14 protein-coding genes are annotated in these 14066 nt (G+C 64.8%); 9 read left to right on the top strand and 5 right to left on the bottom strand.

Going from position 1 to position 14066, the window contains the following annotated elements; genetic code table 11:
* Nucleotides 1–9: 9 nt before the first annotated feature.
* Genes AAC014_RS14520 through AAC014_RS14510 form a run of 3 tightly spaced genes read left to right on the top strand, consistent with a single transcriptional unit; the run spans nt 10 to nt 2172 of the window.
* Nucleotides 10–399 carry a RidA family protein gene (locus AAC014_RS14520; protein WP_339709735.1) on the top strand — a complete coding sequence of 130 codons (390 nt, stop codon included), beginning with the start codon at nt 10–12 and terminating at the stop codon, nt 397–399.
* Nucleotides 400–418: 19 nt separating this feature from the next.
* On the top strand, nt 419–874 hold the full coding sequence (locus AAC014_RS14515; RefSeq protein WP_339709732.1) for an SRPBCC family protein: 456 nt from the start codon (nt 419–421) through the stop codon (nt 872–874).
* Nucleotides 871–2172, top strand: coding sequence for an FAD-dependent oxidoreductase (locus tag AAC014_RS14510; protein WP_339709729.1), 1302 nt, complete (start codon nt 871–873; stop codon nt 2170–2172). Before AAC014_RS14515 ends, AAC014_RS14510 begins: the two co-directional genes overlap by 4 nt.
* A gap of 96 nt (nt 2173–2268) precedes the next feature.
* Here the strand turns inward: AAC014_RS14510 and AAC014_RS14505 are convergent, their stop codons facing one another.
* Genes AAC014_RS14505 through AAC014_RS14495 form a run of 3 tightly spaced genes read right to left on the bottom strand, consistent with a single transcriptional unit; the run spans nt 2269 to nt 6777 of the window.
* Nucleotides 2269–4131 carry an AMP-binding protein gene (locus AAC014_RS14505; RefSeq protein WP_339709727.1) on the bottom strand — a complete coding sequence of 621 codons (1863 nt, stop codon included), beginning with the start codon at nt 4129–4131 and terminating at the stop codon, nt 2269–2271.
* Between the two features lie 4 nt (nt 4132–4135).
* On the bottom strand, nt 4136–4531 hold the full coding sequence (locus AAC014_RS14500; RefSeq protein WP_339709725.1) for a 2,4'-dihydroxyacetophenone dioxygenase family protein: 396 nt from the start codon (nt 4529–4531) through the stop codon (nt 4136–4138).
* 26 nt (nt 4532–4557) lie between these two features.
* On the bottom strand, nt 4558–6777 hold the full coding sequence (locus AAC014_RS14495; protein ID WP_339709722.1) for a TonB-dependent receptor: 2220 nt from the start codon (nt 6775–6777) through the stop codon (nt 4558–4560).
* Nucleotides 6778–7058: 281 nt separating this feature from the next.
* Between AAC014_RS14495 and AAC014_RS14490 the strand changes: the two genes are divergently transcribed.
* The 6 genes from AAC014_RS14490 to AAC014_RS14465 all read left to right on the top strand — a co-directional run bounded on the left by AAC014_RS14490 (nt 7059) and on the right by AAC014_RS14465 (nt 11818).
* Nucleotides 7059–8051, top strand: a complete 993-nt coding sequence (locus AAC014_RS14490) for a helix-turn-helix domain-containing protein (protein WP_339709720.1) — start codon at nt 7059–7061, stop codon at nt 8049–8051.
* A gap of 77 nt (nt 8052–8128) precedes the next feature.
* On the top strand, nt 8129–8911 hold the full coding sequence (locus AAC014_RS14485) for an SDR family oxidoreductase (RefSeq protein WP_339709717.1): 783 nt from the start codon (nt 8129–8131) through the stop codon (nt 8909–8911).
* Nucleotides 8908–9888, top strand: a complete 981-nt coding sequence (locus AAC014_RS14480; RefSeq protein ID WP_339709715.1) for a thiamine pyrophosphate-dependent dehydrogenase E1 component subunit alpha — start codon at nt 8908–8910, stop codon at nt 9886–9888. Before AAC014_RS14485 ends, AAC014_RS14480 begins: the two co-directional genes overlap by 4 nt.
* Nucleotides 9875–10912, top strand: a complete 1038-nt coding sequence (locus tag AAC014_RS14475; protein WP_339709712.1) for an alpha-ketoacid dehydrogenase subunit beta — start codon at nt 9875–9877, stop codon at nt 10910–10912. Before AAC014_RS14480 ends, AAC014_RS14475 begins: the two co-directional genes overlap by 14 nt.
* 4 nt (nt 10913–10916) lie before the next feature.
* Entirely contained in the window at nt 10917–11147 is a 231-nt protein-coding gene (locus tag AAC014_RS14470) for a lipoyl domain-containing protein (protein ID WP_339709710.1), read from the top strand.
* Nucleotides 11148–11152: 5 nt separating this feature from the next.
* Entirely contained in the window at nt 11153–11818 is a 666-nt protein-coding gene (locus tag AAC014_RS14465) for a hypothetical protein (RefSeq protein ID WP_339709708.1), read from the top strand.
* Nucleotides 11819–11859: 41 nt separating this feature from the next.
* Here AAC014_RS14465 and AAC014_RS14460 read toward each other — a convergent pair whose 3' ends face one another.
* Complete coding sequence (locus tag AAC014_RS14460; RefSeq protein WP_339709706.1) at nt 11860–12975, bottom strand: serine hydrolase domain-containing protein; 1116 nt, start codon at nt 12973–12975, stop codon at nt 11860–11862.
* A gap of 56 nt (nt 12976–13031) precedes the next feature.
* Nucleotides 13032–14066, bottom strand: a complete 1035-nt coding sequence (locus AAC014_RS14455) for a DUF1611 domain-containing protein (RefSeq protein WP_339709704.1) — start codon at nt 14064–14066, stop codon at nt 13032–13034.

Here is a 14066-nt window from a genome sequence, read left to right as displayed (position 1 = left end):
GGCAGCGGCATGATCGACAGGCAGACATTTCACCTTCGCACGGACGGCGAAAAGGCCTTCGGTTACGCACAGGCCGTGCGGAGCGGCAGCACACTCCACATCTCCGGCTCGCTCAGTGTCGATGATGCGTTCCAGCCGGCGTTTCCGGGCGACATGAGCGCACAGATCGGCAGTGCCTATGCGGCGATCAAGCGAACGCTCGAGGCCTTCGGCGCGACGATGGCGAACGTGGTGAAGGAAAACATCTACGTAACCGACATGGATGCCTTCATCGCGGCGAACGGCGCGCGCATCGTACATTATGCGGGTCTCGACCTGCCTGCCACGACCGCTGTCGAGGTGCGCAGACTGGCGTTTCCCGAATGCATGATCGAAGTGGAGATCACGGCAAGCCTGTAGAAGCCAAGGGAGGGCGATCATGCAGGGTTCACTCGCGGACGGGTTCGCACGGCCGCTCCATTGTCAGAAGGCGGTGCGCCTCTCCGCCCCTGCGGACGCGGTGTGGGCACTTGTGGGGAATATCGGCGACGAAACCATCGGCAAGGGTCTCGTGGAGAGGATCGAGGTGATCGGCGAAGGCGTCGGCGCGCTTCGCTTGTTGCATCTGCCGGGCGGCGCCGTGCTGCGCGAGCGGATTGAAGCGTATAGCGAAACCGATCGCTACTACGTCTACCGCGTCATCGATTCTGGCCCCTTCAACTTCACGAACTACCTCGCCATGGCGCGCGTGACGCCCGCGGGACCGGACGCGTGCATCCTTTCGTGGAACACGCAGGCGCAGGCGGTCTGCGGTTTCGAAGACGAAATGCAGGCGATGCTTCAAGGAAACATCGATTACATCTGCAGCGTGCTCTCGGAGCATTTCGCGGCGTGAGCAGTATACGAACGCCCCTCGGCCACGAACCCATCTCCACGAGCCACTGGAGCCGCACTGCACCGGAAGCGCCGCCCTGCCCTGCGCTGGAAGGCACGATCGAGGCCGACTGCACGATCATCGGTGCGGGCTATTCTGGGCTCATCATGGCACTGGAGCTTGCCGCCGCTGGGCGCAGCGTCGTGGTTCTCGATGCCGAAGCCCCCGGCTGGGCCGCGTCCGGGCGCAACGCCGGGCATGTCGCACCACTGTTATGGGGCGCGAAAAAAACGCCGCGCCAGATGGTTGCCGCCTACGGCAGCGACACGGGCGCGCGGATGAACCGGATGATCGCGGGTTCGGGGCGGTGGCTGTTCGACCTGATCGATCGGCACGGCATCACCTGCGACGCGCGCAAGGGCTATCTCTGCCTCGCTCGAACCGATGCCTCGCTAGCAAAACAGCGCGGAATCTTTGCCGAGTGGAGCGAATTCGGTGGCGAGTTCGAGACGATCGATCGCAACGGACTGGCACACCATGTGAACTCGCCGAATTATGCGGGCGGCGTGTGGTTGCCGAACGGCGGCCTCGTCAATCCGCTCGCGCTGTCGCGCGGCCTTGCGGCGGCGGCTGTGCGCGAAGGCGTGCGACTGTTCGGCAATTCACGCGCGCTCAGCGCGGCGAAAGACGGCGAGGCATGGCGCATACAAACCGCACAAGGCGTGGTGAGGAGCCAGACGCTCCTTGTCGCCGCGGGTGGCTATGCCGATGCGCTGTTTCCAGCGCTACGCAAAACGGCCTATACTGTGCATTGCGGCGTCATCGCCACCGATCCCCTGCCCGACGAGGGCACGTCGATCCTGCCGAGCGGCACCCCGATTGCGGACCTTGACGACAAGGCCGTGTTCAGCCCCGCGATCGATGCGGAAGGATGCCTCGTCATCAGCTTCCTGATCGGGCCCGGCGACCTGGAAATGTGCAAGGCCTTGAAGATATGCGCCCCCCGGATCGCAAAGGCGTTTCCTCAGTTTTCCCAGCCGGAATTCAAGCGAATATGGGCCGGCAAGTTCACGATCACGCCGGACGGTGCGCCGAGACTTCTGCGCCTTGCCGACAATGCCTTTGCCGCGACCGGCTGCAACGGCCTCGGCCACACCCTCGGTATCTCTGCTGCGCGCGAGCTCGCGAAACTTGCGCTCGGCGTAGATGAGGACACGATGAACTTCCGGGTGCAGGATGCAAAACCGCTACCGGCGAGCAGTGCCGCCAACTGGCTGCTGAGGCACGTTGCGTTTCCGCTCGTCAACCGGGCCGGCTGAAACGTCATATACACGGTCGTTGGCGGGCGGGGCGCAGTCGTAAAGTTGACGCATCGCTCTGCCGAAACGTCCGTCGTTTGATCGTGGTCCTTGTTCTTACCCTCCGCGAAGTTCGCGCTTGATGATCTCGATCGTGTCCGGGTTTTCGATCGTCGGCGGCACGGGTACATCCTCGCCGTTCGCAAGGCGGCGGATCACGGCGCGCAGGATCTTGCCGGACCGTGTCTTGGGCAGCGCGGCGACGATGTGGACATTCTTCAAGGCCGCGACCGGACCGAGTTCCTCGCGTACCAGCGTGATGATCTCGTGCGCGAGATTGCCGTCGTCCTGCCGTCCGACTTTCAGAACCGCGAAGGCGACCGGCACCATGCCCTTTACGACATCATCGGCGCCGATCACGGCACATTCGGCCACGGCAGGATGCGTGGCGATGATCTGTTCGATCTGCCCGGTGGAAAGCCGGTGCCCGGCGACGTTGATCAGGTCGTCCGTGCGGCCCATGATATTGACGAAGCCGGCATCGTCGATGTGGCCCGCGTCGCCCGTTTCATAATAGCCCGCGAAGGTTTCGAATGCGCGCCGGAAACCGGTCTCGTTGTTCCACAGCGTCGAATAGCAACCGGGCGGCAGCGGCGTGGCGATCACCACATGACCCGTACCGCCGGGCGCCACCGGATCGCCGTGATCGTCTAGCACCGCGAAAGTGAAGCCGGGCACGGGGAACCCGGCGCTCCCGGCTTGCCGCCGCGTGTCGCCGAGGCCGAGGCAGGTCGCCGCGGCAGGCCAGCCAAGTTCCGTCTGCCACCAGTGGTCGATCACGGGCATCGAAAGCTGTGTCTCCGCCCAGTGGACGGTGTCGGGATCGGCGCGTTCCCCCGCAAGGAACAGCGCGCGCAGGCGACCGGTGCCGACCTCGCGGATGAAATGGCCTTCAGGGTCTTCCTTGCGGATCGCGCGGATCGCCGTCGGCGCAGTGAAGAACACGTCGACGCCGTGCGCGTCGATCGTCCGCCAGAACGTGCCCGCATCGGGCGTGCCCACGGGTTTGCCTTCGAACAGCACCGTCGTGCAGCCCGCGATCAGCGGCCCGTAGACGATATAGCTGTGCCCGACGACCCAGCCCACGTCGGAGGCCGCCCAGAACACTTCGCCCGGTTTCATCCCGTAGATGTTCACCATGCTCCACGCGAGCGCGGTGGCGTGGCCGCCGTTCTGGCGCACGACGCCCTTGGGAATGCCGGTCGTGCCCGAAGTGTAGAGGATATAGAGCGGGTCCGCGGCATCTACGGAAACGCAGGCAACCGGCTCCGCCCTCGCATATTCCGCGGACCAGTCCAGATCTCGCCCCGCCTGCATCGACGCCTCAACCTGCGGACGCTGCAGGAGCACGACATGCTCCACGCCGTGCGCGGCAAGTTCGAGTGCGTGATTAACAAGCGGTTTGTAGGGAACGACCTTCTGCCCTTCGATGCCGCACGAGGCCGCAAGCAGCAGCTTCGGCTTCGCGTCGTCGATGCGCTTGGCAAGCTCGGGCGCCGCGAAGCCGCCGAACACCACCGAATGCACCGCGCCGATCCGCGCGCAAGCCAGCATGGCGAACAGCGTTTCGGGAATCATCGGCATATAGATGACGACGCGGTCGCCTTTCTCCACGCCGCGCACGGCAAGCATTCCCGCCGTGCGCGCGACCGCATCCTGAAGCTCGGCATAGCTTATGCTGCGCCGCGTCCCCGTCACCGGGCTTTCGTAGATGACCGCCACGTCATCGCCGCGGCCCGCCGCCACATGGCGATCGACCGCATTGTGGCACGTGTTCAGCCGCCCGCCAGCGAACCAGCCCTGCCCCGTCCAGCCTTGCGGCGGCGGCGTGTCCCAATCCAGCGCTTCTGCAGCCTTCAGCCAGAAGGCTTCGGGATTGGAGACACTTTGGGCGTGGGCGTCGCTGTAGGTTCGGCTCATGGTCTCAAACGGCTGTTGCGGTCATGTCCTCGAGCAGTTTGTGATCGAGAATGGATGCCACATCACCCTTATCGTCCAGAAAAGCAATTGGACCAAAGTTGGTGAACAGCAGCTCGGTATACTCCGGGAAGTTGGTGTAATCATGCACCACATCGAGCGGTTCGTAGCCGTATGTCCCGGCCGCGGCTTCGCCCATCCGGTAGCACATGCGGCCCTTGATCACGTAGTATTCGCCCGCGCCGAGGTGCCGGTGCGGCCCGAAGAAGCTACCCGGCTGGGCGCGGAACAGCACGGTCCAGCGTCCGGTTTCCGCGCTCGAATAGAGGAGGCAAACCTCGATCCCGTCGGTCATGGGTGCCCACTTCATTTCGGCGGGGGTGGTCAGGCGTTCGTCGATCATGGCGGTGAATTACCCTTTCCCGGTGGTCAGAAGCGCAGCGACAGTTCGACACCGTAGGTGGCGCGCTCGCCGTAGTAGCGCGGCACAAAGCCGAAGCCGCTCGTGTCTGTGGCGTCGACGATATAGGCCTTGCCGGTCACGTTCTTGGCCCAGGCGGCAAGCTCCCAGCCCTTTGCCGGATCGGCAAGCGTGGCGCGCAGGTTGAGAAGGCCGTAGCCCTCGCCGGAGCTGATGAGATCGCTCTCGGCGTTGTTGTAATATTTCTTGCCGGTGTAATTATATTCGGCGCGCCAGCGCGTCTCGAAGTCGCCGACCGGGATCATTACCTGCGCGAAGGTGGAAAGCGTGAACTTCGGTGCGCCCGGCAGGCGATTGCCCGAGAAATCGCGCGGGTCGCCTGTATCCGGGTCGATCGCGCCCGACAGGTAGTTCTTGTACTTCGCATCGAGGATGCCGAGGTTGAGGCCAAGGTCGAGCCAGTCGGTCGGAAGCGCGGTGGCTTCAAGCTCGATACCCTTGATCTCGGCGTCCGCCGCGTTGTCGAGCCCGAGCGTCGGGACCGTGCTCCCCGCCTGCCGGTTCACCGAGAGCACCTGCAGATCGGTGTAGTCGTAATAGAACGCCGAGATATTGAGCCGCAGGCGGCGATCGAAGAGCGTGCTCTTGAGGCCGATTTCGTACGACGTCAGGTATTCTGGATCGACCTGCGTGCGTTCCGCGACGCTGGTGATGATGCCGATGTTGAAGCCGCCGGCCTTGAAGCCCTTGTCGATGCTGGCGTAGGCGAGCACGTCGTCGGTTATGTCGTAGTCCGCGCCGATGCGCCACGAGAAGGATTTGAACGTATCCTTCAGCCGCGCGAACGGCACCAGGGGCACGGGTGCGCCGTCAGGAATGTCGGCGTCAAAGAAACCGGGCACAAGGTCGGCCTGGTGGGTAACGCGCACCTTGTCGATCGTGTAGCGCCCGCCGAGCGTCACGCGGAATGCGGGGGCGACCGCATAGGTCGCCTGCCCGAAAATCGCGTAGGCCTTGTTCTTGCGCGTGGCGCGCGTGACGAGCGGGAGCGCGCCGTCTGCGAAGCTGAGTTCGCCGAGGAGGTCGGCGTTGCTGTCGGCGTCTAGATTTTCCTGGAAGTGAAAGAGTCCACCGATCGCGTTGAGGGGGCCGCTGTCGTAGGCGAGCTGGAATTCCTGCGTGAACTGCTTCGCATCCGTGAGGAAGGTAATCTCGTCGATGCGGAAGGGTCCACCGTCGACATCTACACGGTTGTCGACGTCGCTTTTGTCGTAGCCGGTGATCGACTTGAAAGTGAGGTCACCGACACTCTGCGTGATGTTGAGGTTGATGAACAGATTGTCGCTGTGATTGCGCGAAGGTCCATTGAAATTCAACAGTTTAGCATTGTCCGGATAGGGATCGGTGTAGCCGAAGAGATCGGCGCCGTTGATCGTGCCGATGGGCTTGTTTTCGAGATAATCGCTACGATCGCGACCGCCGCCCACGGAGAGGCGCACGTCGGTGTCGGCGCTCGGGTGCCAGCGCAGGATCGCGCGTGCGGCGGCTTCGTCGACGTTGATCGCGTCGTCGCCGGTGTAGAGGTTCGTCTTCTCGCCGTCGCGGCGGCGGACGACGCCCGCGACGCGCAGAGAGAGCCCTTCGCCGAGCGGGAGGCTCGCCGCGGCTTCAGCCTCGAACAGATCGAAGCGGCCGTAACCGAAGCGGGCATTGCCTTCGAATTCGTCGCCCGGCAGCTTCGAGAAGAACTGGATCGCGCCGCCCGTGGTGTTCTTGCCGAACAGCGTCCCCTGCGGCCCGCGCACGACCTCGATGCGTTCAAGATCAAACAGCGAGAAGATTTGGCTGCCCGTGGACGCCACCACCACATCGTCGCGGTATATGCTGATCGGGCCGATCGAGGAGGCGTTGAAATCGTTGTTGCCGACGCCGCGAATGAAAATGTTGGGAACGCCGCCGAACGTCTTGATTTCGAGGTTGGGGACCTGGTCGCCGATGGAGAGACTGTTGGTGAAGCCCGCCTCGCGGATGGCGGTATCGCTGAAGGCCGTGACCGAGATCGGCACTTCCTGAAGATTCTGCGCGCGCTTCTGGGCGGTGATGACGATCTCTTCGACACCGCCGGTCGGGGCGGCCGCATCTGCCTCCTGCGCCAAAGCCGGAGCGCTCGCCGCAAGCGCGGAGACGGCAACGGCGGCATAAAGCGACGAACGGAAACGGCTTTTCATAAAACTCCCCCTCAAGGTTATGCGGGCGCCCTGCATGGGAGCGCCATGTTCATACCCTCCTTTTAGGCAGCGCGGGGCGCTTCGATCATGCACCTGAGCGGCGCAAAATTTGGTTGGCTGTGAACCGTTCCGCGCACCCGAACGACAAGGTTTCGGCAACCTCCGGCAAACAACTTGCGCCAAGGCGACGCAACTCTTGGGTGAGCGCGAACCCGCACGCCATGCCGATTGCATCGCGCGACGGACAGGCATAGCCTGCCAGGTCGGGGAGGGTTGGACATATGCTTCTGAGCGAAGAGCGGTGGAGTTCTGCGTCGCTGCCGCCGCCACGGCAGCTCCCTGGCTTTCAGGAGGTGCTGGACCGCACGCATTTCCACTGGAGCCTGGCGGGCGCGGACAAGGAACGCTACGGCGCCAAGGTCCGCCGCCGCGCCATCAACGATTTCGTGTTCACGCAGGTCGTCTGCGACCCCATCGCAGGTTTCCGCACTGTGGAGGACGTGAAACGCGGCGAGGATGATTATTTCTGCCTCCTCTATTTCGAAGAAGGCGAATGCCTGCTGCAGCAAGGACGAAACGAGTCGGTGGTCCGCCCCGACATCATTTCGGTTTGGGACAGCACCCGCCCGGCAATGTTCAAAAACACGCGTGAGCTGCACCAGCTTTCGATCCTGATCCCGCACCGCATGGCGACGACCATCGTGCCGGGCATCGAGGACATGTGCGGCCTTTCCGTGGACGGCAGTGCCGGCCTCGGCTCCATCCTGCTCTCGCACCTGCGCCAGATCCACCGCACGGTCGAGACTGTGGACCCGCAGGACCGCACCGCCGTGCTGCGCGCGACGGTCGAGCTGCTCGCCGCCGCCTTCCGCCCGGAGCCGGACCGCATCGCGGGCAGCGCCTTCCGCCGCGCGCTGCTGGGCCGTGTGCAGGAACACATCCTGGCCCATCTGGGCGATCCCGCACTCTCCGCCGCAACCATCGCGGCGGCGTTCCGTTTCAGCCCGCGCTATCTCCACCGCCTGTTCGAGGAATTCGGCGTCACGGTCGGCACCTGGATTCGCGAGCGGCGGCTGATGGCGGCGCGCAGCGACCTCGCGAGCCGCACGATGGCGGGCTACAGCATCACGCAGATCGCGATGCGGCACGGCTTTGCCGATGCCTCGCACTTCAGCCACGCCTTCCGCGACGCCTTCGGCCTTTCGCCGCGCGACTACCGGCAAACCGCAGCGCGCGCGGCGGACGACGAACGGAGTTCCCTCCTGTTCAAGTAAGCCGCCGTTCTGGCGCAAGCCACGACAGCCTCGCTCCCGTAGGTCTTTTTCTCAAAAGACGTGCTGAGGGGAGGCTTATGGGCAGGTTGCAGGGCAAGATCGCGCTGGTGACGGGCGCGGCGCAGGGAATCGGCGCAGGCGTAGCCCGTGCGATGGCGCGCGAAGGCGCAGCCGTGATTGCAGCCGATCGCAATTTCGTGGGTGTCGAGGCGCTCGCCGCCGAAATCGGCGCGGCGCCGCTTGCGCTCGACGTGACGAGCGAAGCCGACTGGGCGAAGACCGCCGCGCATATTGAGGCCGCGCACGGCAAGCTCTCAATCCTCGTCAACAACGCGGGCGTCGAGCTCGTAAAACCGATGACCGAGCACAGCCTGGCCGACTGGCGCGGGCTGATGGCGGTGAACGTCGACGGGATCTTCCTCGGTTGCCGCACATTTCAGGACCTGCTCGCGAAAGGCGGCGGCGCGGGCCATCCCGCGAGCGTCATCAACGTGTCCTCGATCGCCGGTCTCGTCGGCTATCCCGACCAGCTCGCCTACAACACCTCCAAAGGCGCCGTCCGGCACATGACGAAGAGCCTTGCCATCGAATGGGCCGCGCACGGACTGCCGATCCGCTGCAATTCGGTCCACCCCGGCTGCATCCGCACGCCGATGCTGGAAATGGCTGTGGAAGGCTGGGTGCGCGAAGGTTCGATCCCGGCGGACGATCCGTGGGGGGCGGTGGCGGCGCTCTGCCCGCTGAACGCCGTGGGGCTGCCCGAGGACATCGCGATGGGCGCGGTCTACCTCGCCAGCGACGAGGCGCGCTTCGTGACCGGCATCGAGCTTGTCATCGACGGCGGCTGGGTGGCGCGATGAGCAACCGCAGCGACCGGCTCTGGATGTACGGCACGATGGTGAAGAGCCGCCATTTCGAAGCGCTGATCAAGCCCGCCTATTTCGAGGGCAAGACCCCCGTGTTCAACATGGCGAAGGGGCCGCTGCCGGGCGAGATGCACCTGTCCGACGGGCAGGAGCCGTGCGCCGTGGGCGTCTGCGCGCACCTGCGCCCCGGCGACACGGTGACGGCGACGCACCGCCCGCACCATGTCGCCATCGCCAAGGGCGTAAACCTTGATGCGATGGCGGCGGAGATCTTCGGCAAGGCGACCGGGCTTTCCGGCGGGCGCGGCGGCCACATGCACCTGTTCGACGCACGCGTGAATTTCGCCTGCTCGGGCATCATCGCACAGGGTCTCGGCCCCGCTGTCGGCGCCGCGCTCGCAAGCAAGCTGCGCGGCGAGGATCATGTCGCGGTCGCGTTCCTCGGCGAAGGCGCGGCGAACCAGGGCGCGTTCCACGAAGCGCTCAATCTCGCATCGGTCTGGAAGGTGCCCGCCGTCTTCGTGATCGAGGACAATGCCTATGGCATTTCCGTCGCGAAGCGCGATTGCACGGCGGTCGCGCGCAATGCCGACCGTGCCGCCGCCTATGCGATGCCGGGGCACTTCATCCCCGGCAACGATCCCGATGCCGTCCATGCGGTCGCCGGGGAGGCGATCGCCCGCGCCCGGCGCGGCGAAGGCCCGTCCTTGATCGAGATCGAGACATGTCGCCTCGAAGGCCATTTCATGGGCGATGCAGAGGGCTATCGCCCGGCGGGCGAGGTCGAGCGCCTGAAAGCCGCCGACCCGATCCCCGTGTACCGCGACCGCCTGATCGCCGACGGCTTCGATGCCGCCGATCTCGACAAAGCGGAAGCCGATGCGCGCGCCGCTGTCGACGCTGCGTTCGCCGCCGCGCGCGCCGCCGCCTATCCCCAGCCGGAGGAAGCGTTCGCCCATGTCTTCGCCTGAAACCATCACGGCGCCCCGCCCCGCGCGGCGCCTGACCATCGCGCGCGCCATTTCCGAGGCCATCGGCCAGGAGATGGAGCGCGACCCCTCCGTGCTCGTGATGGGTGAGGATATCGGCCAGCTCGGCGGCGTGTTCGGCACGACGACGGGCCTTCTCGATAAATTCGGCGCGGAGCGCGTGCGCGATACGCCGATTTCGGAAACCGCGTTCATCGGTGCGGCGGTCGGCCTTGCCGCCGCCGGCATGCGTCCGATCGTTGAATTGATGTTCGTCGATTTCTTCGGCGTGTGCATGGACGCGATTTACAATCTCGCGGCGAAGCAGAGCTATTTTTCGGGCGGACAAGTCACCTGCCCGATGGTGCTGATGACGAGCGTCGGCGGAGGGTACGGGGACGCCGGGCAGCACAGCCAGACGCTCTACGCCACCTTCGGTCACCTGCCCGGCCTCAAAGTCGTCATCCCTTCGAACGCGCACGACGCCAAGGGGCTGATGCTGGCCGCGATCCGCGATCCGAATCCGGTGGTGTTCATGTATCACAAGGCGCTGCAGGGCATGGGCTGGCTCGGCACCGTGCAGCGTTCGATCACGGATGCACCCGAGGGCGATTACGTGGTGCCGATCGGCAAGGCAGCAATCGTGCGCGAGGGCAGCGACATCACGCTCGTCGGGCTCGGGCTCAGCGTCCATCACGCGCTCGATGCCGCCGCGCGGCTCGAAAAGCAGGTCCATTCCGCCGAGGTCATCGACCTGCGCAGCATCGCGCCACTCGACCGCGAAACCGTGCGCGACTCCGTACGGAAGACCGGACGGCTGCTGGTTGTGGATGACGATTACATGAGCTACGGCGTCGGCGCGGAAATCATCGCCAGCGTCTGCGAGGCCGGAATTCCGCTTCGCGCCGCCCCGCGCCGTATCGCCCACCCCGACATCCCCGTGCCGTTCACGCCGGTGATGGAACATTTCGTATTGCCCGACGCCGACAAGGTAACCGCGGCGGCAATCACCATGCTGGAGCCATGATCCGATGACCGATATCACCGTCCCCACCGGCCTCTGGAACGAGAGCGGCGAGGCCGCTATTTCGGCATGGCTTTATGCCGATGGCGACGCAGTCGCAGAGGGCGCCATCGTTGCCGAGATCATGGTGGAAAAATCGAGCTTCGAGCTCACGGCGCCAGCGTCCGGCACGCTTCATATCGACGTTCCGGCCGAAACCGCCGTTGCGGCGGGAGAGGTTGTGGGCCGCATCGGCTGACCCCCTTGCTCGACGCCCTTGCCCGTGCGCTCGCGCCCAATGCGTCCATCGCGCACGGGAACGGCGAGGCGGCGATCGTGGAGGATGAGCGGCTGCTCGAGGCGCTGCTCGACGACCAGCGCGCTGCGGGATACGCGCGGCTGTGGACGAACAGCCGCTGTCTCGTGACGACGCGGCGGTTCGCGCGCATGGAGCGCTTCGCGGAGGCCGCTGCGGCCAGCAGCGCGCGCGGCTGGCCCGTGTTCGTCCGCGCAAGCGGCGGCACAACAGTGGTTCACAGGCCCGGCATATTGAATTTCAGCCTGTACGATATCGCGCCCACCGGCACGGTCGACATCAACACGCGCTTCGAGCGTTTCACACGCCGCCTGACCGCCGGGTTCGCCGCCATCGGCGTTGCCGCCGAAACAGGCTGGGTGGCGGGCAGCTACTGCGACGGACGCTTCAACATCGTCTCGGTCGGGCAAAAGATCGCGGGGACGGCCTGTCTCGTCCGAAAGCGTGGCGGGTGGCTCGGTGTACTTGCGCACGCGGCAATCAGCATCGACGGTGACACCGACACGGACCTTACCGCGATTACGGAGTTCGAACGCGCGCTCGGACTCGAGCCTCGCTACGCCCCGGATTCCCACACTAATCTTGCCGCACGAATTCGGATGGTGCCCCGATAAAGAAATTGGCGGGCCGGCATCCATTCCGGCCCGCCAGACAATTATTTCTTGGGTGGCAGACCGAGCGCGATGCGTTCGATACGGTCCGCGATCTTGCCCGCGCCGACATCCTTGCCGATGCTGTTCGCGATGACAGAAACGGTGAGGCGATCCTTCGGGAATTCGTTCAGCGACGTATTGAATCCGAAGATGCCGCCGCCGTGACCGATACGCTGGTGCCCGTCGACATCCCCCATGAACAGCGCATAGCCATATTCGAACGGCGGCATGTCGGCCGGACGATCCTTGACGGCGGTCGTGCTGTTCTGCCCATTGTTTAGCTTGCCCGGCGTGATCATCGCCTTGAACGACGCGGGCTTCAGAACCTTGCCGCCGAACAGCGCGGCGTTCCAGCGCGCAAGATCGTTCGCCGACGAGCGCATGGCGCCCGCCGCGCCCGGCACGGTCATCGAAATGAACGCCGCATTCTTGAACTGATTGGGCCCGGTCCCGTCATAGCCCGCGACGCGGCCCGGCAGGATCACGCTTTCATCGTCAAGCGCAGTATGCGTGAGGCCGAGCGGACCGAAGAAACGCTCCTGCAGGACGTTCGCAAGCGGTTTCTTTTCCGCCTTCTCGATGACCCCGCCCAGAATGAAATAGGCGGTATTGCTGTAGTTCCAGCCCGTGCCCGGCTCGAAATCCTGCGTCTTCGGCATCTTCGCGAAATGCGCGACCCATTCGTCCGTCGTGCGCTTCAGCCCGGCTTCCTGAAGGAAGCTTGGATCATCGGTGTAGCTGTGGATGCCGGAGGTGTGATGCAGCATCTGCTTTAGCGTCACGTCCGCGGCGCGCGGGAAATCGGGGTAGTATTTCGAAAGCTTGTCGTCGAGCGAGAGCTTGCCCTCTTCCTCGAGCTTCAGGAGCGCCGCCGCCGTGAATTGCTTGGTGACCGATCCGATGCGGAAAATGCTGTCGTTGTTCACCGGCACGTTCAGCTCGAGATTGGCGGAACCGTAGCCCTTCACCAGAACGGGCGCGCCGTCCTTGTAAACCGCGACCTGAAGGCCGGGGCTCTCACCAGCCGCAATCGCGCCCTGCACCGCCTTGTCGATGGCCGCCGCGACGGCGCTGGTATCGGCTGCAAATGCACTCCCGCAAAACAGCACGCTGATCATTGTACCGGCTACAAGCGTTCGCCTTGATAGGGTCATGTCTACCTCACATTGAGTTTTCATACTGCCGCGAATGCGGCCTCGGGTGTCCCAGCAAGCATTTCATCAACAACCGCCTCGATCCCGAAACGCAGCGGATCAAACGCGGGAAGACCGGTCCGCGCGGCCGCGTTCTCGAGCGCGCGCTGCGCCGCGACATCATCCAGCGCGGACGTATTAAGGCTGATGCCGACGAACCGCGCAGCGGGATTCGTGCGCTGGGCGTGCGGCAGATAGGCGGCAATCGCAGCCTCGATCGTAGGCAACGGATAGTCCGGAAAAAAGCTCGTCACGCTGCGGCCCGGATCGTGGCAAAGCACCAGCGCATCGGGCTGGCTGCCATGCAACAGCCCGAGCGTTACGCCCGCATAGGCCGGATGGAAAAGCGCGCCTTGCCCCTCGATCACATCCCAGTGATCGGGCGCGGCGTCGGGGGAGAGGGTTTCCGCTGCGCCGGCGATGAAATCCGCAACGACGGCATCGATCGCGATGCCGTCGCCCGAGATCATGATGCCGGTCTGGCCCGTCGCGCGGAACGTCGCATCAACGCCCCGCGCCCGCATCGCCTGTGTCAACGCCAGCGCCGTGTATTTCTTGCCGAGAGCACAGTCCGTGCCGACCATGAGAGCGCGCATACCAGTGCGCTTGCGGCCGGTCGCGATCGGAAACGCGGTTTTGCTGTGACGCACGTTGTGCAGCGTGCGCCCGAGCCGGGCCGCGGCTTCGGCGATGGCCGGAAACGTCTCCAGCCGAACGTGAAGCCCGCTGACGATATCGAGCCCCGCCTCAAGCGCGTCGAGCAGGACGCCCTGCCATGCGGCGGGCAATTGCCCGCCGACCGGCGCAATCCCGATCAGAAGCGACCGCGCACCGCGTGCGGCCGCTTCTGATGGAGAGAGGTCGGGGAGGCCGATATCGATTGTCGCCGGTGTCAGCCGCAACTGGCCGACGCAATCCTCGCGCGCCCAATCCCGCACCCCGAGCGCTGTCTTGGCGAGCGTCGAACTTTCGGCGTCCGCCAGAAACACCAGGTAAGGCTTCGCAATATCGGCCAC

This window comes from uncultured Sphingosinicella sp., assembly GCF_963974575.1.
GTDB lineage: Bacteria > Pseudomonadota > Alphaproteobacteria > Sphingomonadales > Sphingomonadaceae > Sphingosinicella.
Note: the sequence above shows the minus strand (reverse complement) of the source record. Positions and strands in the feature narration are given on the sequence as shown.

Excerpts from the sequence above, each read along its gene's own strand:
- AAC014_RS14485 (WP_339709717.1), top strand. The coding sequence starts at position 8,129 with ATGGGCAGGTTGCAGGGCAAGATCGCGCTGGTGACGGGCGCGGCGCAG.
- AAC014_RS14495 (WP_339709722.1), bottom strand. The coding sequence starts at position 6,777 with ATGAAAAGCCGTTTCCGTTCGTCGCTTTATGCCGCCGTTGCCGTCTCC.
- AAC014_RS14505 (WP_339709727.1), bottom strand. The coding sequence starts at position 4,131 with ATGAGCCGAACCTACAGCGACGCCCACGCCCAAAGTGTCTCCAATCCC.
- AAC014_RS14500 (WP_339709725.1), bottom strand. The coding sequence starts at position 4,531 with ATGATCGACGAACGCCTGACCACCCCCGCCGAAATGAAGTGGGCACCC.
- AAC014_RS14475 (WP_339709712.1), top strand. The coding sequence starts at position 9,875 with ATGTCTTCGCCTGAAACCATCACGGCGCCCCGCCCCGCGCGGCGCCTG.
- AAC014_RS14480 (WP_339709715.1), top strand. The coding sequence starts at position 8,908 with ATGAGCAACCGCAGCGACCGGCTCTGGATGTACGGCACGATGGTGAAG.
- AAC014_RS14490 (WP_339709720.1), top strand. The coding sequence starts at position 7,059 with ATGCTTCTGAGCGAAGAGCGGTGGAGTTCTGCGTCGCTGCCGCCGCCA.
- AAC014_RS14470 (WP_339709710.1), top strand. The coding sequence starts at position 10,917 with ATGACCGATATCACCGTCCCCACCGGCCTCTGGAACGAGAGCGGCGAG.
- AAC014_RS14515 (WP_339709732.1), top strand. The coding sequence starts at position 419 with ATGCAGGGTTCACTCGCGGACGGGTTCGCACGGCCGCTCCATTGTCAG.
- AAC014_RS14460 (WP_339709706.1), bottom strand. The coding sequence starts at position 12,975 with ATGATCAGCGTGCTGTTTTGCGGGAGTGCATTTGCAGCCGATACCAGC.
- AAC014_RS14520 (WP_339709735.1), top strand. The coding sequence starts at position 10 with ATGATCGACAGGCAGACATTTCACCTTCGCACGGACGGCGAAAAGGCC.